The organism is Pseudoalteromonas sp. AWH4_217 (genome assembly GCF_056161105.1).
On record NZ_JBSWYM010000008.1, the window covers coordinates 112,680 to 139,339 of the forward strand.

The 26,660-nt window shown below is 47.4% G+C and carries 20 protein-coding genes; 15 read left to right on the forward strand and 5 right to left on the reverse strand.

All coding sequences use genetic code 11. The features are described from left to right. Positions 1-10 precede the first annotated feature (10 nt). The 4 genes from ACXAH1_RS11735 (at position 11) to ACXAH1_RS11750 (ending at position 5,050) form a co-directional block, all read left to right on the forward strand. Positions 11-739 carry an FNR family transcription factor gene (locus ACXAH1_RS11735; protein ID WP_475196862.1) on the forward strand — a complete coding sequence of 243 codons (729 nt, stop codon included), beginning with the start codon at positions 11-13 and terminating at the stop codon, positions 737-739. 100 nt (positions 740-839) lie between these two features. Continuing rightward, a complete protein-coding gene (gene uspE / locus ACXAH1_RS11740; RefSeq protein ID WP_475196864.1) occupies positions 840-1,763 on the forward strand; it encodes a universal stress protein UspE in 924 nt (307 codons plus the stop codon). Between the two features lie 149 nt (positions 1,764-1,912). Then, positions 1,913-2,830 carry a tRNA 2-thiocytidine(32) synthetase TtcA gene (gene ttcA, locus ACXAH1_RS11745; RefSeq protein WP_475196866.1) on the forward strand — a complete coding sequence of 306 codons (918 nt, stop codon included), beginning with the start codon at positions 1,913-1,915 and terminating at the stop codon, positions 2,828-2,830. A gap of 240 nt (positions 2,831-3,070) precedes the next feature. Continuing rightward, on the forward strand, positions 3,071-5,050 hold the full coding sequence (locus ACXAH1_RS11750; protein ID WP_475196868.1) for a methyl-accepting chemotaxis protein: 1,980 nt from the start codon (positions 3,071-3,073) through the stop codon (positions 5,048-5,050). A 59-nt stretch (positions 5,051-5,109) separates the two neighbouring features. Here the strand turns inward: ACXAH1_RS11750 and arsJ are convergent, their stop codons facing one another. Both arsJ and ACXAH1_RS11760 read right to left on the reverse strand, forming a co-directional pair. Beyond that, entirely contained in the window at positions 5,110-6,309 is a 1,200-nt protein-coding gene (gene arsJ / locus ACXAH1_RS11755; protein ID WP_475196869.1) for an organoarsenical effux MFS transporter ArsJ, read from the reverse strand. Between the two features lie 2 nt (positions 6,310-6,311). Further along, positions 6,312-7,325, reverse strand: coding sequence for an ArsJ-associated glyceraldehyde-3-phosphate dehydrogenase (locus tag ACXAH1_RS11760; protein ID WP_475196872.1), 1,014 nt, complete (start codon positions 7,323-7,325; stop codon positions 6,312-6,314). A gap of 230 nt (positions 7,326-7,555) precedes the next feature. Between ACXAH1_RS11760 and rsmF the strand changes: the two genes are divergently transcribed. The 3 genes from rsmF (at position 7,556) to map (ending at position 10,453) form a co-directional block, all read left to right on the forward strand. Next, positions 7,556-8,995, forward strand: a complete 1,440-nt coding sequence (rsmF, locus tag ACXAH1_RS11765) for a 16S rRNA (cytosine(1407)-C(5))-methyltransferase RsmF (RefSeq protein WP_475196875.1) — start codon at positions 7,556-7,558, stop codon at positions 8,993-8,995. Between the two features lie 464 nt (positions 8,996-9,459). Further along, a complete protein-coding gene (locus ACXAH1_RS11770; RefSeq protein WP_253044412.1) occupies positions 9,460-9,672 on the forward strand; it encodes a ParD-like family protein in 213 nt (70 codons plus the stop codon). Further along, entirely contained in the window at positions 9,647-10,453 is an 807-nt protein-coding gene (gene map, locus ACXAH1_RS11775) for a type I methionyl aminopeptidase (RefSeq protein ID WP_475196878.1), read from the forward strand. The genes ACXAH1_RS11770 and map overlap by 26 nt, the downstream gene beginning before the upstream one ends. Before the next feature lie 137 nt (positions 10,454-10,590). On the opposite strand, the gene ACXAH1_RS11780 is transcribed toward map, so the two are convergent. Beyond that, on the reverse strand, positions 10,591-10,839 hold the full coding sequence (locus tag ACXAH1_RS11780) for a YkgJ family cysteine cluster protein (RefSeq protein ID WP_475196880.1): 249 nt from the start codon (positions 10,837-10,839) through the stop codon (positions 10,591-10,593). A gap of 228 nt (positions 10,840-11,067) precedes the next feature. On the opposite strand from ACXAH1_RS11780, the gene ACXAH1_RS11785 reads away from it, so the two are divergent. The 4 genes from ACXAH1_RS11785 (at position 11,068) to ACXAH1_RS11800 (ending at position 18,536) form a co-directional block, all read left to right on the forward strand. After that, entirely contained in the window at positions 11,068-12,243 is a 1,176-nt protein-coding gene (locus ACXAH1_RS11785) for an efflux RND transporter periplasmic adaptor subunit (protein ID WP_253044409.1), read from the forward strand. A gap of 3 nt (positions 12,244-12,246) precedes the next feature. Then, positions 12,247-15,390, forward strand: a complete 3,144-nt coding sequence (locus tag ACXAH1_RS11790) for an efflux RND transporter permease subunit (protein ID WP_475196882.1) — start codon at positions 12,247-12,249, stop codon at positions 15,388-15,390. 200 nt (positions 15,391-15,590) lie between these two features. After that, positions 15,591-17,936, forward strand: coding sequence for a hypothetical protein (locus tag ACXAH1_RS11795; RefSeq protein ID WP_475196885.1), 2,346 nt, complete (start codon positions 15,591-15,593; stop codon positions 17,934-17,936). Positions 17,937-18,098: 162 nt separating this feature from the next. Beyond that, positions 18,099-18,536 (forward strand): hypothetical protein, encoded by a 438-nt coding sequence (locus tag ACXAH1_RS11800; protein WP_049863006.1) that lies wholly within the window; start codon positions 18,099-18,101, stop codon positions 18,534-18,536. Between the two features lie 124 nt (positions 18,537-18,660). Here the strand turns inward: ACXAH1_RS11800 and ACXAH1_RS11805 are convergent, their stop codons facing one another. Next, positions 18,661-20,925 carry an acyl-CoA dehydrogenase gene (locus ACXAH1_RS11805; RefSeq protein ID WP_475196888.1) on the reverse strand — a complete coding sequence of 755 codons (2,265 nt, stop codon included), beginning with the start codon at positions 20,923-20,925 and terminating at the stop codon, positions 18,661-18,663. Positions 20,926-21,073: 148 nt separating this feature from the next. Between ACXAH1_RS11805 and ACXAH1_RS11810 the strand changes: the two genes are divergently transcribed. The 4 genes from ACXAH1_RS11810 (at position 21,074) to ACXAH1_RS11825 (ending at position 25,466) form a co-directional block, all read left to right on the forward strand. Continuing rightward, positions 21,074-22,885, forward strand: a complete 1,812-nt coding sequence (locus ACXAH1_RS11810) for a M2 family metallopeptidase (protein WP_475197092.1) — start codon at positions 21,074-21,076, stop codon at positions 22,883-22,885. A gap of 128 nt (positions 22,886-23,013) precedes the next feature. Continuing rightward, the gene (locus ACXAH1_RS11815; protein ID WP_475196889.1) at positions 23,014-23,823 is read left to right on the forward strand and encodes an ABC transporter permease subunit; all 810 of its coding nucleotides are present in this window, start codon (positions 23,014-23,016) and stop codon (positions 23,821-23,823) included. Then, complete coding sequence (locus tag ACXAH1_RS11820; RefSeq protein ID WP_475196892.1) at positions 23,820-24,737, forward strand: ABC transporter ATP-binding protein; 918 nt, start codon at positions 23,820-23,822, stop codon at positions 24,735-24,737. The genes ACXAH1_RS11815 and ACXAH1_RS11820 overlap by 4 nt, the downstream gene beginning before the upstream one ends. A 243-nt stretch (positions 24,738-24,980) precedes the next feature. Next, positions 24,981-25,466 (forward strand): SixA phosphatase family protein, encoded by a 486-nt coding sequence (locus tag ACXAH1_RS11825; protein WP_475196894.1) that lies wholly within the window; start codon positions 24,981-24,983, stop codon positions 25,464-25,466. 123 nt (positions 25,467-25,589) lie between these two features. Here ACXAH1_RS11825 and sohB read toward each other — a convergent pair whose 3' ends face one another. After that, complete coding sequence (gene sohB / locus ACXAH1_RS11830; protein ID WP_475196896.1) at positions 25,590-26,603, reverse strand: protease SohB; 1,014 nt, start codon at positions 26,601-26,603, stop codon at positions 25,590-25,592. Positions 26,604-26,660 lie beyond the last annotated feature (57 nt).

Below are 26,660 nucleotides of genomic sequence, written 5' to 3' on the forward strand. Positions count from 1 at the left end.
CGGATTTGTTATGGATTTAAGTAATCGTTCAAAAAGTCAATGTACTATCAGCTGCAATAACTGTAGCATCAGCCAATTGTGTCTGCCATTCTCTTTAAACGGCAGCGAAATGGATAAGCTAGATGAAATCATCGAGCGTAAAAAACCCCTCCACAAAGGGGACTTTTTGTTCGAATCCGGGAGCGAGCTCAATGCTATCTTTGCCGTTCGCTCCGGATCATTCAAATCTTATACTATCTCAGAACAGGGCGACGAGCAGATCACCGGGTTTCACCTGGCGGGAGACTTAGTTGGATTTGATGCCATCAATAAAATGCAGCATCAGAGTTTTGCTCAGGCATTAGAAACGTCCATGGTCTGTGAAATCCCATTTGATACTTTAGATGAACTGGCGGGCAAGCTACCTAAACTCAGGCAACAGATCATGCGCCTCATGAGTAGCGAGATCAACTACGATCAGGAGATGCTGCTGTTGCTAAACAAGAAGACAGCCGAAGAGCGTCTTGCGACTTTCATCTTTAATCTGTCTAATCGATTTGGCGAGAGAGGCTTCTCACGTAAAGAGTTCCGTTTTACTATGACCCGCGGTGAAATTGGCAACTATCTGGGCTTGACCGTTGAAACAATCAGCCGATTGCTTAGCCGCTTCCAAAAGGCGGAAATTATCAAAGTAGAGGGTAAATTCATTACTATTCTGGATATTGATGCGCTAGCAAAGACCGCAGCAATTTCTCTTTGATCTAAGGCAATTAACGGCCCACTTTTCCTTTATCCCACGGCGATTTCGATTACACTGTAAACAGAGTTGAAATCGTCCGTGCAAGATTAAGGAGCCCATTATGGAACAAATCAAACGCATTCTCACCGTCATAGATCCGACCAAACAACAACAGAACAGCCTGGATCGTTCTATCAGTCTGGCACAAAAAACGGGTGCAAAAATCACCGCCTTTTTATCCATTTATGACTTTTCTTACGAGATGACCACAATGTTATCGCGAGAAGAACGTGAGGCGATGAGGGAAGCGGTAATCAAAGACCGTGAGGCCTGGATTTCGGAGCTTACCAGCGGCTATCAAAACATTGATATTGAAACCAAAGTAGTCTGGCACAACCGCCCCTACGAGGCCATTATCAAAACCGTGCTTGAACAACAGTTTGATCTTGTGATTAAAGCCACTCATCAGCATGATACGCTCAAATCCGTGATTTTTACTCCTACAGACTGGCATTTGATCAGAAAGTGCCCTGCCCCAGTCTTATTGGTCAAAGATCATGCCTGGCCAGAAAAAGGCGAAATACTTGCAGCAGTCAATGCTGTCAGTGATGATGAACAACATCAGGCGCTGAATAACCGTATCATCAAAGATGCGCAATTTTTATGTGAGCTGGCCAACGCATCCCTGAGTCTGGTCAACACCTATCCGGCAACACCAGTAAACATCGCCATTGAGATCCCTGAGTTTAATCCATCGCAATACAACGAAGCGGTGAAGAAACACCACGAGGAGGAAACCTGGGCACTGGCCGAGCGCTTTGGTCTTAGCAAAGCACAATGTGTTATTAAAGAGGGCTTACCAGAAGACGTAATCCCCCATATTGCGAGTGAGCAGAATGCAGAGTTGGTTGTTATTGGTACCGTTGGTCGAACAGGCCTCAGTGCGGCATTGGTCGGTAACACCGCTGAACATGTCATCGATAGCCTTGACTGTGATGTACTGGCACTCAAACCGGATGGCTATAAAAGCCCGCTCGCACAGTAAATAAACCACTATGATCGGCACGCAGTTGCGTGTCGATCCGCTCTTCCCTGTCCCCGATTGTAATCTCACCACTTATATTGCAGTTTACTGGTCTGACGGTATAATGCGCCCTTATTTATTTTTGCCGTCATTTTGATATAGGGGGGCGAGTGTCTCACTCACAAGAAGCTAAGCAAGCATATAGCCTTAACAAGTTGCAAAAACGCTTAAGAAGGCTGGCCGGTCAGGCTGTAGGCGATTTTAATATGATCGAAGATGGTGACCGCATTATGGTTTGCCTGTCTGGCGGTAAAGACAGTTATACTCTGCTGGATGTGTTGCAACACCTTCAGCGTGTCGCCCCTATCAAGTTCGATGTGTTTGCCATCAACCTGGATCAAAAGCAGCCTGGCTTTCCTGAGCATATCTTACCTGAATATCTGGATACCCTTGGCGTAGAATATAAAATCGTTGAGGAAGACACCTACTCAATCGTCAAAGACAAAATCCCCGAAGGCAAAACAACCTGCTCACTGTGTTCACGCCTGCGTCGCGGTATTCTGTACCGAACTGCAAAAGAAATGGGCGCCACTAAAATTGCCCTGGGACACCACCGTGATGACATGATTGAGACTATGTTTTTAAACATGTTCTATGGCGGTAAATTAAAAGGCATGCCACCTAAGCTAATGAGTGATGATGGCCAGCATATGGTTATCCGACCGCTGGCGTACTGTAAAGAAGCTGACATTGCTCGTTATGCGCAGAGTCAGGCATTCCCTATCATTCCGTGTAACCTTTGCGGCTCACAGGAAAACCTGCAGCGTAAGCATGTTAAAGCCATGCTCAATGAGTGGAATAGCACTCACCCGGGCAGAATTGAGAGCATTTTTACAGCCATGCAAAACGTCGTGCCCTCGCACCTGGCAGATCATGCTTTGTTCGATTTCCGTACTTTGCAAAAAGACGACGTTATTGATGGTGGCGATATTGCACTCGATAAGCCAGAGTTTCCAAGCGTTCCTGCAAACGCAGAGCAAGATGAAGACGAGCAAACCGTTCAGATCCAGGCAATAGAGCTTAGTTAAGTAAACGTTGTTACAGGCCGGATGCGCCAGCGTCCGGTGTCTGCCCTCGCAGAACCCTGCCATTTAGAGTCACAATCAAAAGCGTAAACACTCTTGGAACGGAAACAAAAATAAGAATTTAGTTTCTTTTTTTTAACTTTTCAGATGTCAGAGTTCCCACTAAAGGGATTTTTGTTTACAATATGTGATAATAATCATTTTTAATTGCATTTAGCAAAATAACCTTAAGTCAGGTACCCCATGTCCACCAAACTCCGTTTGCTGATTTCATTCATGCTCGTTGGCTTGCTGCCCGCTGCGTTTATGGCAATCACATCCTTAATGACCGCATCAGATGCATTAGAGCGCCAGGCTTATAACCAGCTGACCTCCATCAAACACATTAAACACCGTCAAATCGACGATTATTTCAAGGCCCGTAAGGCAGATCTGAGCCTGATCGCTGCACAATGGCAGCAAATGGCCAGCACCAAGACTCGCTCAGGCACCGCTGAGCTTGCCCAAGATAATCACGCTCTGTTCAAGCATTTTATCGAGCAAAAAGGGTTTTATGACCTGTTTATCATCGAGACTAACGGTTTTATTAGCTATACCGTCGCTAAAGAGAGTGACTATCAGACCAACCTGAGAACCGGGCCTTATCGCGATTCAGGACTTGCTCAGCTATTTCGCAACGCACTCAATGGTCGCCAGTTTTCCATCACAGATTACCAACAATACGCTCCGAGTAATAACGAGCCCGCAGCATTTATCGGTGTGCCGGTTCAGGTTGACGGGCAAATTCACTCCGTTATTGCGTTACAAATCGCCATAGATACGATTAACGACATCATGCAACAACGTGATGGTATGGGCAAAACAGGCGAATCCTATCTGGTAGGCTCAGATTTAAGAATGCGTTCCGACTCCTATCTGGATCCTACTGCGCATAGTGTAACAGCCAGTTTTGCCGGCTCGGTAGCGCGTAATGGCGTTGATACCTATGCAGTCAGGCGCGGCCTGCAAGGCTTTTCTGAGACAGAGCTGATTATTGATTACAATGGTAACCCCGTTTTGTCGGCCTATATGCCATTTCAATTTGCCGACCTGAACTGGGTGTTACTCAGTGAGATTGACAAAGCTGAGGCATTTGCGCCAATTTATCAATTGTATTGGTTTATTGCCCTAATTGGTGCTATTGCAATTATCGCAATCAGCGTAGCAACCTGGTTGATCGCAAGCTCGGTACTACGCCCACTCGGTGGAGAGCCCAGCACAATGCGCGACATCAGTGAGCGTATTGCTTCAGGTGATTTGCGCCAGGATTTTAGCCAGGATACCAATGTGACCGGCGTGTACGGCGCTATGAGGCAAATGACCAGCTATCTCACCGGCGTGATCGGGACTATCAGTGAAACAACTTCTCAGCTTGCCGTTACGGCCAGCCAGACCAGTGCCGCCAGTGAGCAGGCCAACACCAGCTTGCAGGAGCAACATGCAAACATTGAGCAAGTCGCCCTTGCCATAGCCGCCACAGCTCAGTCAGTCGAAAGTGTCGCGAATAGCGCCAATCAGGTTGCAGCGCTCAGCGTCGACACACAAGACAGTACTCAGGCTGCGAGCCAGACATTGGCGGAATGCGTTTCTAAAATGACAACTCTCGATCAGGTGATCAGCGACTCTGAGCAAGCGATCAAAGAGGTAGAATCAGGTGCTCAGAACATAGGTAAAGTCATTGAGGTGATCCAGGCTATCACCGAGCAGACCAACCTGCTGGCGCTCAATGCCGCCATAGAGGCAGCCAGAGCTGGCGAGCATGGCCGTGGTTTTGCCGTCGTTGCAGACGAAGTACGCCAGCTTGCCTACAAAACTCAACAGTCTACCGGTGACATAGAAACCATGATCCAGGAGCTACAAAGTGCGACCGCACAAGCGGTTGATAAAATGCATCAGTCTGCCGAAGTTGCTCAAGCATCCATCTCAGCAACCAATGAGAGTGCTGCCAGCCTGCAAACCAGCTTCGCACAAATTCAGGAAATTTCGGCAAGTGCAAAACGTATCGCTCAGGAAGCACAACAGCAGACCTCAACCACTGAAGAGATCAGTTACAATATTGACGCTATTAAACAAGCCGCACTGGATAACGCGGCAGGCGCAGATCAGGTGGCCAGTGCCAGCCTGGATTTGGATAAACAGTCAAGAAAGCTCAAGCAAATCACCGCAAGCTTTAAGTTGCCATAAACATCTCAATGCGCTCGTAAAGTAAGACAAACCTCCTGGTTTGTCTTACTTTTACAGCCCTACCTGGTGTGGCGTTTAAGCCCATAGGTAAGCGCAGTCGCAAGCATGAGTAAAACACTTGATATCAGTAAGCAGCTAACTAGCCCGCCATACTGATAGGCCAGGCCCGATAATATGGTTCCCGCAAGGCGACCCATCGCATTCGCCATATAATAGAAGCCAACATCCATTGACACCCCATCTTCATCAGCAAAATGCACAATCAAAAAGCTGTGCAAAGAAGAGTTCACTGCGAACACGGCACCAAATATCAGTAAACCCGCGACAATCGACACTTGTACATACCACTGGGACCACAATGCCAGGGCAATAAGTGCAGGCATCAGAGTCAGCAGAGCCACCCAGATAAAAGCTTGTTGCGTGTTTGAGCGCTTATTACCAAGCAGCTTAGGGGCATTGGCCTGAACCAGCCCATAAGCTATGACCCAGCTTGCCATAAAACCGCCAACCCACCAGTGATCCCAGCCAAATACACTGGCCAGATAGACCGGCAAAGCCACTACAAACCAGACATCACGGGAAGCAAATAAAAATAACCGCGCGGCGGATAACCAGTTTACCTGCTTACTGGTCGAAAACATTTCTGAGAACTTAGGCTTGTGCTTTTTCTTACCCAGGTCTTGCTTGAGTAATAGTAAACTGAGTACCCAAGTTACCAGCAGCATAGTGCTCATAAACCACAGCGCGCCCTGAAAGCCTAGCTGTGTCAGGAGCAGGCCGCCCATGAAGAATCCCACACCCTTTAGCGCATTTTTCGACCCTGTGAGAATAGCAACCCACTTAAACAGTACACCATCCTGATCTTTAGGCACCAGCAGCTTAATGGCGCTCTTGGCACTCATTTTATTCAAGTCTTTGGCAATACCGGATAGCGCCTGAGCCACCATCACATACGCGACGCTAAGCCACTGCGGGTCCACAACCAGCATAAGGAGGGCCACAATTTGCAGGAACAAGCCCACATTCATGGTCTTGTTCAGGCCCATTCTGGCACCCAGCCAGCCACCAACCAAATTAGTCACGACCCCAAACACTTCGTAAAGTAAAAATAACGAGGCGATTGCGATAGGACTGTACCCCAGCTGATGGAAATACAACACCACCAGCATACGTAATGCCCCATCGGTCAGGGTAAACGACCAATAATTGCCAGTTATAACCAGATACTGCTTAATGGGCGCAGAAAGCTGCTGTAACACGCTTACCCCCAGCGCAGTGCAATGACATGGCGAACCAGATCTGCGGTACGGTTGGCGTAACCCCATTCATTGTCATACCACACATAAAGTTTAACCTGAGTACCATTTACAACCATGGTAGACAGTGCATCTACAATGGCACTGCGAGGATCTGTTTTATAGTCGACAGACACCAGAGGGCGCGTTTCATAGCCCAAAATACCTGCAAGCTCCCCTTGTGCAGCCTGCTCCATCCAGCCATTGATTTCTTCCACTGTAGTTTCACGATTGACTTCAAACACACAGTCTGTGATTGATGCATTAGTCAGTGGCACTCGAACGGCATGACCATTCAGCTTGCCTTTCAACTCAGGGAAAATATGGGTAATTGCTGTTGCCGACCCTGTTGTTGTCGGTATTAAACTGCTGCCGCAGGCGCGCGCTCTGCGCAAGTCCTTATGTGGCGCATCGATAATTGTCTGGGTGTTTGTGATGTCGTGGATGGTTGTCATTGAGCCGTGTTTAATGCCGATGTTGTCCTGCAGAACTTTAACTACAGGCGCAAGACAGTTAGTCGTGCATGAGGCCGCTGTGACAATTGGGTGAGAGTCAGCATCAAATAGCTGATGGTTAACGCCCATCACGACATTCAGAACCCCCTCTTCTTTCACAGGCGCAGTTACAACCACCTGCTTTACACCCTGAGAAAAATAGCCAGCCAGCTTTTCTTTGCTTTTCAATTTACCACTGGCTTCAATCACTAAATCACAGTCTGACCAGTCAATTTTTTCCAGCTGAGTTTGCTGCTCCACCGCGATGCGTTTATCTGCAATCACCATGGTTTTCTCATCGCTGGCCTCGGCTTCCCACTCCCATTTGCCATGCACTGAATCAAAAGTCATCAAGTGAGCCAGTGTGTACGCATCGCCGCCTGGGTCATTGATTTTAACAATTTCAATGCCTGTAGTTTGCCATAGTGCTCGCATGGTGAGCCTGCCCATGCGTCCGAATCCATTGATACCTACTTTAATAGTCATGTGAATTACCTTTTTTAATAAAGCTGACCTCTTCTAAGCCCCCTCAGAAGAAACCTCAGATCCCATACTTCTAAATATGCGAATTATATTATATATGTTTTTTCATATATTCAAGACAAATAGGCTAGTACATCCTCGCAACAAAGAATATAGCCTGTAGAGATGAGTCTATCCCCGTGTGATGTCAATTAGTGATAAACTAGTCACATAAAGTGCAAGAGATAATGACTTTGGACAATAAAACTTATATTCCCGATGAATTTATTGATGATGTCGCCAGCTACATACCTGCGCATCTGACTATGGACGATTTCATCGCCAGCTGCCGCAAGGGCTTAAGACGTGCGATTCGTTTCAATACGCTGAAAATGTCACAACAAGAATTTGAACATCAGGCAGCACAACTGCATTGGCAAATTGAGCCTATCCCCTGGTGTGAACACGGCTACTGGCTGACCCGCCCTGATGAAGAAGAAAAGAACCTGCCTATCGGCAATACAGCGCTGCACCTTAGCGGCTGTATTTATGTTCAGGAGGCAAGCTCCATGCTACCTCCTATGGCACTGGCCACATCGCTGACACCCGGAGACACTGTACTGGATATGGCGGCAGCGCCAGGGTCAAAAACATCCCAGCTGGCCGCTTTAATGGATAACCAGGGAATACTGATCGCAAATGAGCTTTCCTCATCCCGACTGAAAACACTGGCTGCTACCCTCAAACGTATGGGCGTTGCAAACTGTGCACTGTCGCATTTTGATGGTCAGGTGTTTGGTGATTACATGTATGAAAGTTTTGACCATATCTTACTCGATGCGCCTTGCTCTGGAGAAGGCACGGTCCGTAAAGACCCTGACGCACTTAAAAACTGGTCGCTGGCATCCAATCAGGAGATTGCGGAGGTACAAAAAACACTAATTCGCAGCGCTTTTATGGCACTTAAGCCTGGTGGAACCTTGGTGTATTCGACCTGTACCCTGACCCCATTGGAAAACCAGCAGGTCTGTGATCATCTGCTCGACACCTTCGCAGGCGATGTCGAGATCATATCACTCCATGACCTGTTCCCCGAGGCCAATAAAGCAGCGACTGAGCAAGGTTATCTGCATGTGTGGCCTCAAATCTACGACAGTGAAGGCTTTTTCATCGCCAAATTCAAAAAAACAGCCAGTGCTGTAAACCCACAACAGAAGAAAAAGAAAGGACAATTCCCTTTCTCGCCCTGCGCCAAGAAAGACTTACAAGTATTTGAGAGCAGTATCAAACAACAGTTTGGGATCAAAGCCCTGCCGGGGCAACTGATGAGCCGGGATAAAGAGCTATGGTTGTTTCCACAATGCATGGAAACGTTACAGGAAAAGATAAAGTACTCTCGTATTGGCATCAAAGTCGCCACGACTCACAAAAATGGCGTAAAACTGGAGCATGAGTTCGCTACGTGCCTGGGCCACCTGGCAACCAACAACACTTTCGCACTGAATGCCAGTCAGGCAAAGGCTTACTTTCAGGGACAGGATATTCGTCTTGACGCTGTGGGTCCTGCCCAAGGTGAGGTGGTACTTACGCTATGTGGTGCACCTGTCGGGCTTGGCAAATGGCAGAAGGCTAAAATCAAGAACAAGCTTCCGCGGGATTTAGTCCTAAATGGCCAGTTGATAACTTGGGTATAACCTGAACAAAAGGTTTTGATAATTTTAAGACGATTCGTTCATATGAAATTAATGCATTGTTTTTATTGAAATAATTAATATTTCAAATGTTTGTAAATTTTATGAAGCCTTAGCTACACTTAAATGACTTTCTACTTCTCCCTTGTAATTAGAAGGTGTTTTTAAGTTAGCGCACGGCTCCGAATTTGAGCCTTTCCCTAAGCCCGATTCACACAGAGTCGGGCGTTTTTTTATCTGTACGATTGTACAAAAATGACTGTTCGTTACACTCGGAATTGCGTCTACCACAACAAGCTCTAACACCAGCTGCTTTTTATCTCAATATCCACCCAATGAACTCGGTGCTGACACTAAGCTCAACCTGCTTTTCATCTGTCACAATCAGAACCACGAAGAATAGTATTGCGTCTTTGCTTAATATCATTATATGATTTATATACGAAACATATACACAATAATTAACCATGGGTATCGTTAAAATTTCAGACGAAATACACGAAGAGCTGCGACAGGCAAGTCAGGTTATGTCCCGCTCTATCAATGCACAAGCAGAGTTCTGGATCAAAATGGGTCGGCTGGCAGAACTGAATCCCGACAAGACCTTTGCACAAATAATCAAACAGCAGCTTAATCACGCAAGGAGTGACACCATTGACTCAGGTCACGATCAAAAATAAGGCAGCGATCGCGCAAATGCGCGAATCCGGTGCGCTGTTAGCACAAGTATTTAAAGCCCTGGATGAGCAAGTAAAACCCGGCGTGACAACGTTACAACTGGATGAGTTTGTTGAACATTATATAGTGGACGTATTGGGAGCTATACCTGCAAGCAAAGGGCAATATGGCTACCCCTACTCCATCAACACATCGGTGAATGAAGTCGTCTGCCATGGTATGCCCAGTGCACGTCACATCATAAGCGAACAGGACATTCTGAACGTAGACATCACTCTCAAGCACCAAGGTTATATCGCTGACTCCAGTAAAATGTATGTGATGCCGAACGCCAGTGACGCGGCCCGGGCGTTGGTGAACGACACCGTCACCGCACTTTGGCGCGGGATCAATCAGGTGAAACCCGGTGCTACCCTAGGCGATATTGGCTATGCGATTGGGGACTTCGCCCGGCTTAAGGGCTTGAGTGTCGTGCGGGAATATTGCGGCCACGGAATTGGTACTGAGATGCATGAGGCGCCAGAGGTGTTGCATTTCGGACGACCGGGCACTGGGATGAAGCTTGTTCCAGGCATGACATTCACCATTGAACCTATGCTCAATCAGGGAAGTCACAAAGTTAAGACACTCAAAGATGGCTGGACCGTAGTGACACGAGATCGCGCATTGTCGGCTCAGGCAGAACACACTATTCTGGTGACGCCCGGCGGATGCGATGTTCTGACCCTCAGAGAAGAGGAAAATGCAGCGGATTTGTTAGCCAATATCAGTCAATCCAATTAAACCTCAGCCCAGAGGTCATTGAGTGCAGGCCATTACAAATGAAGAACTTGCTGATTTTGGTCCAAGAAGGGAGCATCTATTGCAATTAGCTAGAGAGCTAGTCTCTAGTGTGTATTATCTGCTCATGCTGATTGGTGCTAAGTACACTGCTCAAGCTCAGTAATAAGCCACATAGCATGCGCGTTATCCGTACCACAGACATCTTCGCAGGGCATGAAGTCACCACATACTTTGGGCCGACGCGGATCGCCAAATAATTTACACAAGTTGTTATCATTTAGTTGTACACAGCGCTCTCCCGCAGGTTTGCCCTGCGGCATCCCTGGGATTGGCGAACTGATACTTGGTGCAATACAACAGGCTCCACAGCCTAAACGACACTCCATCTGACCCTTCACAATTTAGTTTTGGTGAATAATAAAGCGCATCATTATACGACAACTCATCAACTAAAACACTAAGGTCATTATCTTGCCAGACGTAAGCAAGCTGACATCCTTGCAATGCCTTGTTACACAATTTGAAATGTTTAAAACACCCAGACACATCTGTTCGCGTATCCTTAATCAGGTTAGAGAAATCGATTCAACCGTTATTGATGGAAGGAATAACTCGTGGCTAGTAAAAAACAAATCCTATTACCCGTTGCGGTGCTCGTGGGTGGCTTGGCTACCGCTTTTGCATTTTCAGCAATGAAGCAACCGCCCGAAGAAAAACCCGAAAAAGTCATTCATCCATTGGTTGAAGTCCAGCCAATTGATATGGCTCCCATGCAATTGATGGTGGACTCATACGGGCTCGTTGCTCCTAAATACAGTACCGAGCTGGTCGCTCAGGTCAGTGGGCAGCTTATTGCACTGTCAGACAAATTCGTCAAAGGCGGCTTTGTGCAACAAGGAGAAACCCTGGCTCGCATTGACCCCAATGACTATGAGGCTGCGCTGATAGAGGCCGAGGCCAGTCTGGCTCAGGCGCATTCTGCGCTGGAAATCGAACAGGCTCAGGCACATGTTGCAAAAACAGAGTGGCAACGTATTAAAGACAATGCGCAATCTACGATCCCTTCTGAGCTTTATTTGCGTAAACCACAGCTGGCAGAAAAACTGGCACGTTTCAAAGCAGCTCAGGCCAGTGTTAAACGAGCAAAACGTAACCTTGAGCGCACCTATATCAAAGCCCCTTATGACGCAATTATTACCAGCCGTTCTTTAAGTCTGGGTAGTGTTGTCAACCCAGGTAGTACCTTGGGTGTCCTGAATGCAACATCAGTGGCAGAAATCCGTTTGCCCGTTGCAGACCATGAACTTAGGTACCTGAATAACAATGGCATTGATGCTGCGGTAACTTTATCTGCAAAAGTGGCTGGGCAACCCGTTTCCTGGCAAGGAAAAATCGTACGTAGCGAAGGCGTTGTTGATAACAAAAGCCGGATGACTTATCTGGTTGCTCAGGTGAATGCGCCTTATCAGGATCAGGCACAGCCGCTGCGCTTTGGCACTTACCTGACAGCGCAAATTCAGGGGATCTCCGTGGCTAATGCAATGCGTATTCCACGTCATCTGATCCACGAAGGGAAAGTTGCGCTGCTCGACAACAACCAGCAGCTTACCTTTAAGCCCATTTCTGTTATCCGCGAAGTCGACGGATATGCGATAGCAACTGAGGGCCTGACTGACGGTCAGCAATTGATCACATCCGCACTGGAATACCCTTCAGAGGGAATGCAGCTGCGTCTTGACTCATCGCCTGTCATTGCACCAGATACACAACTGGCACTGAAGGAGGAGTAACCTATGGAAGGCTCTCGCGAAAAAGGCTTAATTGCCTGGTTTGCTCGCAACCCAGTTGCAGCCAACCTGTTGATGATTTTTATTCTGGTGGGTGGCTTACTCAGCGCCTTTACTATCCGCAAGCAAATGTTTCCCCAGTTTGAGAATAACTGGTTGAGTGTGCAGGCAGTCTACCCAGGGGCTGCGCCACAGGAAGTGGAAGAAGGGATCACCATCAAAGTAGAGGAATCCATGGAAGGGCTGGAAGGCATCAAGCGCCTGATCACCTATTCCAACCGCGGATTCTCACAAACCTGGATCGAAGTCGAAGAAAAGTATGATCCACAGGAAGTGCTGGATGAAGTAAAAATGCAGGTTGACTCCATTTCGACCTTTCCGGCCGGGATGGAACGACCTATCGTTCGACGTGATAAGTTTGAGCAGGAAGTGATGTGGCTGTCACTCAATGGTGAGATGAATTTCCACCAGCTAAAACAACTGGGGAACGAAATACACGATGAGATGCTTGCCCTGCCGGGCGTAAACCTGGTCGACTTTAATGGCGGCCTGAACTACGAGATCAGTATCGAAATCAGTCCAGATCGCCTGCGTGAGTATGGCCTGACATTCAGAGATATTTCTGAAGCTGTTAAAAACTTTTCAGCAAACATGTCCGCCGGACAGATCCGCTCTGACAATGGTTATATTTCTATGCGGGTTGAAAATCAGGCCTACCGTGGGCATGAGTTTGAACAGCTCCCTTTACTGACACTTGCAGATGGCGCACAAATTAAATTAGGCGATGTTGCGAAAGTCACCGACGGCTTTGAGGAAGGCCTGCTTTACTCTCGCTATAACGGCAGAAATTCACTGGTATTCGAGGTTCGGGCGTCAAAAGATCAAGATATCACCAAAGTCGCTCAGGTCATGAAAACTTACCTGGCTGATAAAGCAACCCAACTACCCCAGGGCGTTGAGTTGGAGCCCTTTATTGATTTGACTTACTATCTCGAAGGCCGCCTCAACATGATGATAGAAAACATGATGTGGGGTGGTATTCTGGTGATGCTAATGTTGGCTTTGTTCTTACGTGTCCGCTTAGCTTTCTGGGTCATGATGGGCCTGCCTGTATCATTTTTGGGGGCGTTCTTGTTTATGCCAATGGGCATGCTGGACGTCACAATTAACCTTGCCTCTCTATTTGCCTTTATTCTGGTGCTTGGCATCGTCGTTGATGACGCGATTGTTGTCGGGGAGTCCGCTCATGCCGAGATTGAGAAACACGGCCACAGTCTGGACAATGTGGTTCGGGGTGTGAAGCGTGTAGCAATCCCAGCCACATTTGGCGTACTGACCACGGTCGCGGCATTTTTACCTCAGACTTTTGCAACGGGCCCGGCGGCTGCATTTTCAAAGGCCATCGGCGGCGTCATCATTTTATGCCTGCTGTTCTCTTTGGTTGAGTCTAAACTAATCCTGCCAGCACACCTTGCAGCCATGAAGGACCGCCCCGACAATCCGAAAAACCCTTTACATCGCGCCAGAGCACTCATAGATGGTGCATTGAAAAACTTCATTGAAAATCTCTATCGCCCGTTTATAGAAAAATGTATTCATTACCGATACACAGTGATTGTGGCATTTTTGTCTATCATCATTGTGAGTGGTGGTATGTTTGCAGGCGGTCTGGTTAAGTTCGTTGCGAACCCGAAAATCCCCCATGACTTCCCTCGCATCACAATTGATATGAACCTGTCATCTTCCGAGTCAGCAACACTGGCTACAGCTAAAAAAGTTGAGCAGGTAATTCTGGATGTTGAGAAACAGCTTGAGGCTGAATATGGCACTAAGATGATCAAAGATCTGTCTGTGAACCTGCGCGGGCGTACTACGGCATCTATCATGGCTATTCTGGTTGAACCCCACAAACGCCCAATCGATACCTTTGCGCTCAGTGCTTTATGGCGTGAAAACATGCCTCCCCTGCCAGGTGTGAAGTCGCTAAACATTCAGGACAGCATTATGAATGGCGGACGGGATGACGGTGATATCAGCTTCCGCCTGGAGGGTAAAGATAAAGAAACTTTACAGGAAGTAGCGGGCAAACTTAAAGAGAAACTACGTACGATTGCAGGGGTTGGTGATGTCAATGACTCGATGCAATCGAGCACCGAAGAAGTACAGCTCGAGCTTAAACCACTGGCCTACAGCATGGGACTGACACTGGCTGATGTTGCCTCTCAGGTAAACTTCAGTTACTACGGTCTGGAAGCACAGCGTATACTGCGCCGTGGTGAAGAAATCAAAGTGATGATCCGCTACCCGCAAGAACAGCGTAACACAATCAGCGATATTCAGGCGGTCAGGATCATTACGCCAAGTGGCGCAGAAGTGCCGCTTGGAGAAATCGCCGATATCCACCTGGTCGAAGGGGTTAACCGGATACGTCGTGAAAATGCTAAACGTACCATCAATGTCTGGGCGTCCGTTGACACAGATCAGGCTGAACCATTCAAAATAGCTGAAGAGATCCGTGATGAATACCTGCCATCACTACTTCAGAACTACCCGGGTGTCAGCAGCAGTGTTGCAGGCCGTATTCAGGAAGAAATGGACAGTGTAGCCGAGCAAATTCGTGATTTTGCTTTATCATTAATGATTATTTTTGCACTACTGGCTATCCCCTTACGTTCTTACTCTCAGCCGATACTGATCATGTCTGTGATCCCATTCGGTGTTGTTGGCGCGGTATTTGGCCATATGGTACTGGGCATGACCATGAGTAGCCTGTCGTTCTTCGGCATCATCGCTGTCGCAGGTGTGGTCGTCAATGACTCACTGGTGATGGTTGATTTTGTGAATAAGGCTCGTGAGCAAGGTATGAGCATTAAAGAAGCTGTAGTTGAGGCTGGCTGCAGACGTTTCAGAGCAATTTTACTGACGTCACTGACCACCTTTATAGGCCTGGTCCCAATTCTTCTGGAAACCAGTCTGCAGGCACAAATTGTTATACCTATGGCTGTTTCTTTAGCTTTTGGCGTGTTGTTCGCAACGGTGATTACGTTAATTCTGATCCCCTGCCAATACGTCGCGCTGGAAGATCTTAAGCGCCTGATGAAACGCTTCAAAAAGCAGCCCACAAACACGGAAGCGTTGCAGCAAAACTAACAATCACAATTCATAGTTCTACCCAACCAACTAAGCCCGGTATTGCACTGGGCTTTTATTTTCACGTCAGTTGACAGCAAATTCGTTTAAATTTGTCGATTAGAATATAAACACAAATTAACAAATTAACGTTTCTAAAATTGCACCGTTCTCGCTTAGACTTATCTGCGACATAAAAACGCAATATAAAGGAATGAATAATGCGAAACTACCTACTGCTCTCTACATTTGGGATCCTTGCAGCCTGTGGCGGCTCATCTGGCAGCGAAAAAACCCCGACTTCAGACCGTGCACAAACAAGCGTCAATCAAGCCCCCTCAATCAGCCTACAAGGCAACACGCTTATTAATGCCGGTGACACATTGTCTCTCACCACCTCAGTATCGGACCCAGAAAACGATACAGTCACTGGGGAGTGGACAAGCTCACTACCAGGTGTGAAGTTCGTCGCAGCAAGCAATACCTTACATCATGTCATCTTCCCGGATGTTAATGAACAAACGGAGGTCACATTGACCTATACCGTGACAGACAGTCACGAAAACCGAGTCAGTAAAACCTGGCAAGTCACTGTAATGCCCAACTCTACAGCTGGATACATAGAACTTGCCGACACCCTGACACTTTACAGTGGAGGCCATGCCACCATCACTGCCAACTTTGCTATGTCATCAGATATAGAGAAAATTGAGTGGCGGACAAACGGCATTGAGTTGGCTAACCAGAGTACCAGTTCTAACCATGACACGCGCGCGGGCAGCAGTACATTTAGTATTGATTTACCTGATGTATCACAGGTTCAGCAGTTTGACATCGAATTTGAAATCACAACCTCAGACAAAGTACTCAGTAAAACCATTAAAGTGACCTTATCATCGAGTACTGAACCCGCTTTGAGTGTTTCTCTGCCTGAGCAGTTTAGCGTCAAAGAAAGAAGCTCACTCACCATTAAGCCGGATATTGCCAATAGCGATGAAATCATCGCTTATGAGTGGCAATGGCAAGGAACCCCTCAGCCTTCTCAGCACACTCAGGGCCAGCTTTACTATACATTCAAAGCACCTGAAGTGAACGAAAGCCAAACGTTTAAACTTCTGCTCACAGTGACCATGAAAGGTAATATCAAAAAAACCGCTGAGACAGCTGTAACAGTGCAAAATGTTACGGATCTGAATGGCATTGAACTTACCATGGATCGCTTGTCAGCTGTGCCCGGGCAGACAATCACTGTGACCTCTAGCTTAACCAATTTTGATGATGTAGATAGCGTTTCCTGGAATATTCACGACTTTAGTGACGATTTACTACAAAAATCCAATAATAAACTGATTATTACCATACCTGATGAAAGCACCTTCCAAACATCTAAACAAATAGAATATACAGTAACGCTTAAAGATGGTTCAGAAAAAACAGCATTTGCCGAATTCGGCTACATCAGCAGTTCAGCAGCCAAAAGCCTCTTGCAGATTAAAGATCCCGACCCATTTTCACTTTACCCAGATCTGAGCGCCACATTAGTTCTGGAATTTAGCGGCCCCATTGATGTCGATGAAGTAACAGTCACAAGTAATGACAACGACCCTTATGAAAGTCTTGAATGGTCTCTTGATGGCCAGTATTTGACACTAAAGTTGCGCAAAAAAACAATCACCCGAAAAGGGCTGACTTCAATTCGTATCACAGCCAAAGCTGGTGACGTTGTGCGTGAAAGTTTCATCATGGGAACGACTCACAGCGCATTGGTGGCCCCCTATGGCGGTGTAGATGAAACCTACGTACTGGGAAGTGAGGCACAGGTCTTTGGTCAGGTATTTCACCTTAATGACAAGACTGACATGCCAAGTCACTGGCAAATCAGGAGCTACGAAGATAGCGTGACACTTAAGCAAGTTTCAGACACCAGCACCATCGTAAAATACGGTGGTGACACAAGTGGCAATGTGACATTGGAGTTTCACGCAACAGATGAGTACGACAATTCATCACAAAGCGAAGTCAGATTGAAGTTTGACAATACATTCTTGGTCCAGGGTGATACCTATTACTGTAAAATTTCAGACAGTAAACTGGAATACTGTCGGGAGAGAAGATCCACTCGGAACCTCCATCTGGTCGCCCCGGCAGAACTCAAGCAAGTAATTACGCGGGGAGATTATGCCTGCTTACTTGGCAACTATGGAGCGATTGTATGTAATGCCAAAGGCGATAATCCAGTAAAATACGTACCGGCTCAATTGCTTGCCACAAAGCTCAATGCCGTTGATGCCAGCAACGTGTGTGCTCAGTTAAGTGATGCCAGCTGGCGTTGCTGGGGAAGTCGGGGCACTGAACTCACTGAGTTACTGGCTGCACACGCTATCGTTCACAAAGTTCTGGCAAACGACACACATACCTGCCTGGCAAGCAATCAGGACATCGCATGCTATGACGGCGAGACTCAGACCAGGCTAATTGAAGATGCATTCCCACGCGATTTAACTTTATTTAGCCGTGAAGTCTGCTACCGAACAGACGTCAATATTCTCAATTGCGACATTGAGTAAGTTATCTTTCAAACAGTTGCGGTAAAATACCGCAACTGTTTATCACCAGTCTCTGATCTGTTGCGATTCCCTCTCATACACGCTGTATTTTGCCGACCAATACTTTACAAAAGTCCGATTAGAAGACAAACTAAAGTCATAATCACCTTAATCACTACTAATATGAAATTACTACTTACTTTTTCAACTGTAATCCTATTGATGTTGTCCGGCTGTGGTGATGATGATGCGGCGCGTGGAGATAAAAATACCCCGGGATATGCAGCTACGGTTTTTTTTGACGCACTGTACAATAAGAAAGACATGGAACTGGCGCTAAGTCGCTCCACCCCTCGTATGGGCAGGATTATGCGCTCATACGGCACGCCATCTCAGTTTGCCAGGAATCTGGTAAACATGCAGTACGATCAGGTGACCATAGAGGTGGATATGACCAACCAGAGCCTGCGAGAACAGTATGGTAATGAAGCCAGGATCAACCTGATTTTCACCGGCATGTTACATGGAGAGCAGGTTGACGACATGCGCAGCGTTCAACTTATCAGGCGCAAGGGCGAGTGGTACGTTGATAAAATTAATGCAGACCCTTTTGCCCGTTAACTCACTACTTCAACTTAATTTCGCTATCAAGTGGTAACAGTTTCATTTGTGTGAGTCCAACAAAGGTGGCCCACACAAAAAAATTCAGTAATGACATAGTCTGGTTACCACGCAGCTAACTGCATCAGACGTTTTCATCCACACTCAAAGCCTTGCGACTCAATCGAAACCAATCGACCAGTAATTCGCGTTCTTCTTCATCGAGAACACACTCAGCGACTGCCATCGCAAGTTGTTCATCGGTACTTAAAGCCAGCAAATTTGTTTGATGAGCTTTCTGCCAACGTTCAAACTTGTGTAACCCTTGCTCACATTTTGGAAACAGCTTAAACGCCTGCTCTAGTGCATCCAGCCCGGCATGTCCAGAGGTACTGCACAAACTGCTAACGCGAGCAAGAGTCAGTTTATTGCGATACAAGCTGTCACACAACTCAATCACGAGCTTATCCGAAGGCCCCGAAAAACCACTACCAAAAGGCATAAACCACCTTCTTGCAATTGTTTTAAGTCCGTCTGGTGCAAAGTTGCCGACAAAGCCCTTATAGGCCTGCTCAAACGCACTCAGGTGATAGCGCATCGCGTAATGCAACAGAGGTAAATCGCTACACTGTCGACCATCATCCTCAAACTTTTTCAGTGCACAAGAACCCAGGTAGAGGTGACTTAGCATATCCCCTAATCGGGCTGAACGCATTTCTTGTAGTTTTAACTTGCCGCCGAGTACAAGCATCGCAAGATCACTGTGAATCGCTAAGATTTGGCTATACCAGGTTAAAGTCTTATAGTACGTCGCAACCTCGCCGCCAACGGGTGACGTTGCAAAGAAACCTAAGGTCAGCCCATTAAAAGACGCTTTAAGAAATGTCTTACAACTGTGTGCCAGATGATCTGTCAAAACTTTATCGAACTGCTGCAACGCTATTTCCGCATCTTGTTCTTGTACTGCCGCCATTTCTTTCAACACATAAGGGTGGCAACGGGTCGCCCCCTGACCAAAAATCATCAGGTTACGCGTCAAGATATTTGCCCCTTCAACCGTAATGCTAATTGGCATACCCTGATAATGCAGAGCCAGATAGTTTAGAGGGCCTCTTTGAATCGCCTTGCCGCCATGTAAGTCCATTGCATCATTGACACTTATCCGTGCCATTTCAGTAAGGTGGTACTTAGCAATTGCCGTAATGACCGCCGGGCTCTTATTCAAATCAATCGCCAAAGCAGTATTTTGCCGCGTCGCTTCTATGCTGTAACTCAGCCCGGCAATTCGGGCTAAGACTGACTGAACTCCTTCAAATCGACATAAAGGTTGTTTGAACTGTCGCCTTACACTGCAATACGCCGTCGTTGCTCTGGCGCTCAGTTGTGCTGTACCGGCACTCAACGCAGGTAAAGAGATACCCCGCCCTGCACTCAGACAAGCCACCAACATACGCCACCCTTTTCCTATGCCCTCTTGCTCACCGATGACCCAGTCTAGCGGAATAAACACCCCCTGCCCCTCAGTCGTGCCGTTCATGAACGCCAGACCCATAGGATCATGCCTGGGGCCAACCTTAACACCTTCATGATCAGTCGGTATCAGAGCACAGGTAATACCTAATTCACTTTGTTCAGACAGCAATTGGTCGGGATCGTATACTTTAAAAGCCAGTCCCAATACGGTCGCCACGGGTGCTAACGTAATATAACGCTTCTGCCAACTTACCTTGAGACCTAAGGTCATTTCGCCATTGAATTCTTGCTTACACACAACAGCAAAATCCGTGATCCCCCCAGCATCGGATCCCGCCTCCAGCGACGTGAGTGCAAAGCAAGGCAAGGCGGAGCCATCGGCAAGCCTGGGCAACCAACTCTGCTGTTGCTGCGTTGTACCGAAATGAAGTAGCAGCTCAGCAGGCCCAAGGCTGTTGGGCACCATCACTGTCACTGCCGCCGATAAACTTCGGGTCGCAATTTGCGCGACAATGGCCGAATTTGCCTGAGCACTGAACGCTTTACCACCAAATTTTTCGGGAATGATAAAAGAAAAAAAGCCTTTTTCTTTCAAAAACTGCCAAACATCTGGCGACAAGTCGCCAGCAGCGCAGATCTGACTTTCATCCAACATCGTCATGAGTTCAGCCAGCTCATGCTCGATAAAGTCCCGCTCCCGTTCGCTCAGTGCAGGCTTACCCGTTTGTAACCAGTGCGACCAGTTTGGTTTGCCACTGAACAAACTGGCGTCCCACCAGGTATCCCCGGCTTCCATCGCTTCGCGCTCGGTTTGTGACAATTGTGGGAGCGCACGCTTGAAGTACGCCATGGCCGGGCCCGACACGACTTTCAGCCTGACTTCCTTGATATAAAAAATGAAACACACTGCAACAATGACGAGTATCAGTAACCACATGGTATGAGCACCTTCCAGTTAATGGCGCTTTAAGTATGGAACAAATGCCACTTATCTCAATATTTTTACACCGCTTGTCTGGTGTGAATTGTCGCATTCATTCGACACTGGTATCATCAACATTCTAATAACGATAATTGGAACAATGATGGCACTACAATTCAAACTCAGCCTGGGCGCCTTAGTGGTTGCCGGGGCACTCTCTCTGAGTGGATGTAACTCAACAACCAGTTCAACCTTAACGGAAAAAGACGCGAAAGCGTTTCTGACCAAAGCAGAAAAAGAGCTCCAGGATTTAAGCTATCGCAGTGCACGTTCAGCCTGGATCTACGCTAACTTTATCACCGAAGACACCGCGTCACTGGCAGCCGATGTTAGTCAGGAGTACACCGAAAAGCTGGTTGCACTGGCTAATGAAGCTGCAAAGTTTGATGAGCTGGAGCTGAGCTATGATAACCGTCGCAAACTGGATAAGCTTAAACTGAACCTGACTTTACCAGCCCCTAAAGATGCAGAAAAAACAGCCGATCTCGCTAAGCTATCTGCTGAGCTTGACGGCATGTACGGTAAGGGCAAGTATTGTAAAGACGACAAATGCATGAGCCTGGGTGACATGACCTCTAAAATGGCTAACAGTCGTAACTACGAAGAACTGTTGGATATCTGGCAAGGTTGGCGCCAGGTCTCTCCACAAATGCGCCCGCTTTATAAAGATCTCGTATCTTTAGCAAATGAAGGGGCACAGGAACTAGGGTATCGTGATACGGGAGCCATGTGGCGCAGCAAGTACGATATGCCTGCTGATGACTTTGCCAAAGAACTAGATCGTATCTGGGGCCAGGTCAAACCACTTTATGACTCACTGCACTGTCATGTACGTGCCAAGTTAGGCGAAAAATATGGTGAAGATAAAGTCCCTCAGGATCAGCCTATTCCGGCTCACCTGCTAGGCAATATGTGGGCCCAGCAATGGGGCAACATCTATGACCTGGTTGCGCCTGAAAACGCTGATCCGGGTTATGATGTGACCGAGTTGCTTGAAAAGCACAATTACGACGAAATCAAAATGGTTAAAGGTGCAGAGAAGTTCTTTACTTCGATGGGCTTTGAACCACTGCCTGAAACATTTTGGACGCGCTCATTGTTCACTAAGCCACAGGATCGCGACGTACAGTGTCACGCTTCTGCCTGGAACCTGGATAATAAAGACGACCTGCGTATCAAGATGTGTATCCAGCGCACTGGTGAAGAATTCTCTGTGATCCACCACGAGTTAGGACACAACTTCTATCAACGCGCTTATAACAAGCTACCACTGTACTATCAGGAAAGTGCCAACGACGGCTTCCATGAAGCAATCGGTGATACGATTGCCCTGTCGGTTACACCTGGCTACCTAAAAGAAATCGGCCTGTTGGAACAAGTCCCTGACGAGTCAAAAGACATTGGTCTGCTGATGAAGATGGCACTGGACAAAATTGCCTTCATTCCTTTTGGTCTGCTAGTTGACCAATGGCGCTGGAAAGTATACTCAGGTGAGATCAGCCCGGCTGAATATAATAAAGCCTGGTGGGAATTACGTGAGAAATATCAAGGTCTTCAGGCGCCAGTTACGCGTACTGAAAATGACTTTGATCCAGGTGCAAAATACCACGTTCCGGGTAATGTCCCTTACACACGTTACTTCCTGGCGCATATTCTGCAATTTGAATTCCACAAGGCATTGTGCGAAATTTCAGGTAACAAAGAAGCCATTCACCGCTGCTCTGTTTACAACTCAAAAGAAGCTGGCGAGCGCCTGAACGCGATGCTCGAAATGGGTAGCAGCCGTCCATGGCAGGAAGCGCTGGAGAGCGTCACTGGTAGCCAGCAGATGGATGCCACCGCAATCCTGGATTACTTTGCACCACTTCAGACCTATCTGGATGAGCAAAACAAAAACCGCCAGTGCGGTTGGTAATCCGTTAGCTTAAACACTTTTGAAAGGAGCCAATCGGCTCCTTTTTTAAACGCGCCACACTCTGAAACAATTCTCAGCTTTTCCAATCACTCACTTATGCGTTAAGGTATCCGCAAAAGGAGTGCACTATGTCACTAAAAAGAATCATGTTATTAAGTCAGTTTGAACTGACGCGCTTGTTTGCCACAAAACGTGGCTGGCTGGCACTGGCGGCCTTTATTATGGTGTGGCTGATGATCTTACGCTACCCAATCTATCACTCGGTTTCAGTACTAAATAGCCCCGAGTTTTCCGATATTGCCGTTCAAATAGCCGGCTCAGTGGGATTATATTCGCTCGCACGCTGGCCCGAGGCAGAGCTGTCGGTCTACTGGATCATAGCTTTGTTCAGCTTTCCGGTTTTTACCTTATTCGTCAGCGCTGATCAGACCGTAGAAGACAGCAAGCGTGGTACGCTCAGATTTTTGACATTACGGGCCACTCGCAGTGAAATCATGCTCGGTCGATTTGCAGGACAGGCGCTCATTCTACTGGCATTAATCCTGACCTCAGCCCTTGCAACCTGGGTCCTTATGCTAACACGAGACACTGCGCTGGCGTTCAGTGGACTCGGTAAATTGACCTCAATTATCGCGCTTCTGGTGCTGACCACACTGCCCTTTATCGCCCTGATGAGTTTACTCAACCTGCTGGCAAGCTCTGCACGTCTGAGTATCATCTATGCCAGTTTGTTATTCACGGTAGGAAACTTATTGATTGGATATCTGGCATCTCACATTGAACTGGCTGGCTGGTTATATTATCTGCTGCCCGGAGTGCATATCAGTAGTATTGCGCCCTGGCACAATATCGATTGGCACGCCATTGTGATACCTCTGCTGCAATCTTTGGCACTACTGAGCGCCGCATACTGGCTAATGAAAAGGAAAGATCTATGAGTACGTCAACGTCATTCGTCATTGAAGTCAACGAACTGACCAAGCACTTTGGCAGCAAGTGTGCGCTGGATAAAGTGAGCTTCACCATAGATCAGGGCCATACTATTGCATTGGTTGGTCCCAATGGAGCAGGCAAAACCACGCTGTTTAGTATCTTGTGCGGCTTTTTAAGAGCTGACTCAGGGGCCGTTCGCGTATTGGGCCACACACCCGGCGATAGCTCCTTGTTTGGTGTACTCAGTGCTTTGCCACAGGATGCTCAACTTGATCCGCGTTTTTCAGTGGGTAAGCAGTTAACGTTTTATGGCCAGTTACAGGGCTTAAGTCGTGCACAAGCTCAGCATGAGACAGCACGGGTCCTCGAACAAGTCGACCTCAGCAATCAAATCAATGCAAAAGCCTCAGAGCTGTCCCACGGTATGAGAAAACGCATCTGTATTGCGCAAGCTTTGATTGGGAAGCCTAGAATTGTACTATTGGACGAAGCAACGGCGGGTCTGGATCCCATCAATGCTAAAGCAATCAGAACATTGGTCGCCGATTTGAGTAAAGACATGACGTTTATACTGAGCTCTCATGACCTGAGCGAACTGGAACGCCTGTGCGATACAGTCCTGTATCTGAAGCAAGGAAAACTCACCAGTCACCAGAGGTACGGACAAAATGGCTCAGACACCGCATACCTAACCTTGCAAGTGAAGCAACCAGACAGCCAGATGCAGTCACATATTGCCCGGCTAGACGGTGTGAAACACGTTCGTCAGTCACAGCCTGATGAGTTTGTCATTGAATACGATACTCACCAAGTAGCATTGGATATCGCGCTACTTGAACTTTGCCATCATCACGGCTGGGTATATAAACAGTTGATCAACGGCAATACACTCGAAAACCAGCTGTTTGCCACACCATAGGCTACACTAGAAAAAGTGATACTAACTTGCTTAATTAAGTGTTCTGTTTTGAGGCGAGCAAATAGGGTCGATAACACCGCTCTCGCATCCTGCTGGCGCTGAAGCAGCTGCGTCCATATAGGCGAGTATATCTAAGGTATAGGCTCTAAATGAGAAGCTTTTAACACAGTTAGCGTCACATTTGCTCCGTCAAATTGAACAAGCTATTGAGTGAAATTGGGTTTATATGCGATCAGGGCTTCTATGAATAAAACTCTCAGACTTATTCGCCATGCTAAATCGAGCTGGCAGGAGCCAACACTGCACGATATTGACCGCCCGCTCAAGCCTAAGGGTGTTCGTCGCACCCAGGCACTTGCCCGGCAACTGGGTCCACTGCCTGACTCGCATGTCTTTACCAGCCCGGCAAAGCGTGCCCAAGACACTGCTCGCATACTACATTCCCACTGTAATATGACTAAACCGATTGAAATAATTCAGGCGCTCTATACCTTTGACGCACAGGACCTGATGGACTGCCTGCACCTGTTACCCGATGAGTGTAATGACGTCACAGTAGTATGCCACAGCCCGGCTATAACGATTCTGGTTAATCACCTGATTACGGGCCAGTTCGATAACATAGTGACCGCAGGTTACATCGAGTTACAGGTAACAGTAACGAAGTGGCATAAACTGGCGACAGACACAGTTTCTTTGCAGCAAGTTATCTTTCGCCCTGAAAAGTAGTTTAGAAATATGCTGCTCTGAGCATGACACGTCTGCCACTTGCCCTTTTTGGCAAACAGAGTTCGCATGAAGGGCCGTCTTATCGCGCCAAATCGCAGCGTGCTAATCTGGCGCTTACGACACTTAATAACTTGATTTTTGCCACTTAGAAAGCAGGCGCATTGCCCCTTTCTCGAGGCTCAGGCTTAATCCTACACCCAGCTTTTCTGCCAGTGGCTTCTTAAGCTTGAAACGTACCTGATAAAGCTGATGCGCTTTATTCAGATCAAGCAACAAGTCATCACTGGTACGCAGTTCATCTACCAGAGCAAACTCATGGGCGTGGCTGGCCAGCCAGTGCTCACCTGTCGCTACTTTATCTATATCCATATCGGGACGGTTGTCACTGACGAAGCGCTTGAACAGGCCGTGGGTATGTTCAACTTCCTCACGAAACTTTTCGCGTCCTTTGTCCGTGTTCTCGCCAAACAGAGTCAGGGTCCGCTTGAACTCACCAGCCGTAATCTGCTCATAGTCGATGTCGTTCTTTTTCAGCAACTTATTGAAGTTTGGCATCTGGGCAATTACCCCAATAGAACCGACAATGGCAAAAGGTGCGGCAATAATTTTATCCGCCACACAGGCCATCATATAGCCACCACTAGCGGCAATTTTATCTACGCACACTGTCAGTGGCAGGCCAGCATCTTTTACACGTTGAAGCTGAGAAGCTGCCAGTCCGTACCCATGTACAACCCCGCCTCCACTTTCCAGATTCACCACCACCTGATCCTGTTTAGTATCAGCAATGGTCAGAATCGCAGTGATTTCCTCTCTGAGGTTTTCCACTTCATGGGCATCCATGCTGCCGCAAAATTCAACCACAAAGACCCGCTTTTGGATATCACCGGACTGCTCCGACTCAGCCTTTTTTTGTTGCTTGACATGAGATTTGAGCGCTTTTTTGTCTAGTGTTTGCGCCAGAAACTGCTCTTTCGCTTCGTCCAGACGCTTTGACAGATCCGTCAGCTCGATTTCACCTGATTGAGACTTTGGTTTATGGCTTGCAGCAACAATCATTGCGATGATTGCGCCAAGCGCAGCGACCAGTGTCACAGCCTTGGCCAAAAATAATCCATACTCGTATAAAAATGCCAACTTTCTACTCCTGAAATTTAAGTAAAAAAAAGCCGCTGAAACAGCGGCTTTTCCATA

Excerpts from the sequence above, each read along its gene's own strand:
- ACXAH1_RS11735 (WP_475196862.1), top strand. The coding sequence starts at position 11 with ATGGATTTAAGTAATCGTTCAAAAAGTCAATGTACTATCAGCTGCAAT.
- uspE (WP_475196864.1), top strand. The coding sequence starts at position 840 with ATGGAACAAATCAAACGCATTCTCACCGTCATAGATCCGACCAAACAA.
- ACXAH1_RS11750 (WP_475196868.1), top strand. The coding sequence starts at position 3,071 with ATGTCCACCAAACTCCGTTTGCTGATTTCATTCATGCTCGTTGGCTTG.
- ACXAH1_RS11760 (WP_475196872.1), bottom strand. The coding sequence starts at position 7,325 with ATGACTATTAAAGTAGGTATCAATGGATTCGGACGCATGGGCAGGCTC.
- ACXAH1_RS11770 (WP_253044412.1), top strand. The coding sequence starts at position 9,460 with ATGGGTATCGTTAAAATTTCAGACGAAATACACGAAGAGCTGCGACAG.
- ACXAH1_RS11780 (WP_475196880.1), bottom strand. The coding sequence starts at position 10,839 with ATGGAGTGTCGTTTAGGCTGTGGAGCCTGTTGTATTGCACCAAGTATC.
- ACXAH1_RS11790 (WP_475196882.1), top strand. The coding sequence starts at position 12,247 with ATGGAAGGCTCTCGCGAAAAAGGCTTAATTGCCTGGTTTGCTCGCAAC.
- ACXAH1_RS11795 (WP_475196885.1), top strand. The coding sequence starts at position 15,591 with ATGCGAAACTACCTACTGCTCTCTACATTTGGGATCCTTGCAGCCTGT.
- ACXAH1_RS11800 (WP_049863006.1), top strand. The coding sequence starts at position 18,099 with ATGAAATTACTACTTACTTTTTCAACTGTAATCCTATTGATGTTGTCC.
- ACXAH1_RS11805 (WP_475196888.1), bottom strand. The coding sequence starts at position 20,925 with ATGTGGTTACTGATACTCGTCATTGTTGCAGTGTGTTTCATTTTTTAT.
- ACXAH1_RS11810 (WP_475197092.1), top strand. The coding sequence starts at position 21,074 with ATGGCACTACAATTCAAACTCAGCCTGGGCGCCTTAGTGGTTGCCGGG.
- ACXAH1_RS11815 (WP_475196889.1), top strand. The coding sequence starts at position 23,014 with ATGTCACTAAAAAGAATCATGTTATTAAGTCAGTTTGAACTGACGCGC.
- ACXAH1_RS11820 (WP_475196892.1), top strand. The coding sequence starts at position 23,820 with ATGAGTACGTCAACGTCATTCGTCATTGAAGTCAACGAACTGACCAAG.
- ACXAH1_RS11825 (WP_475196894.1), top strand. The coding sequence starts at position 24,981 with ATGAATAAAACTCTCAGACTTATTCGCCATGCTAAATCGAGCTGGCAG.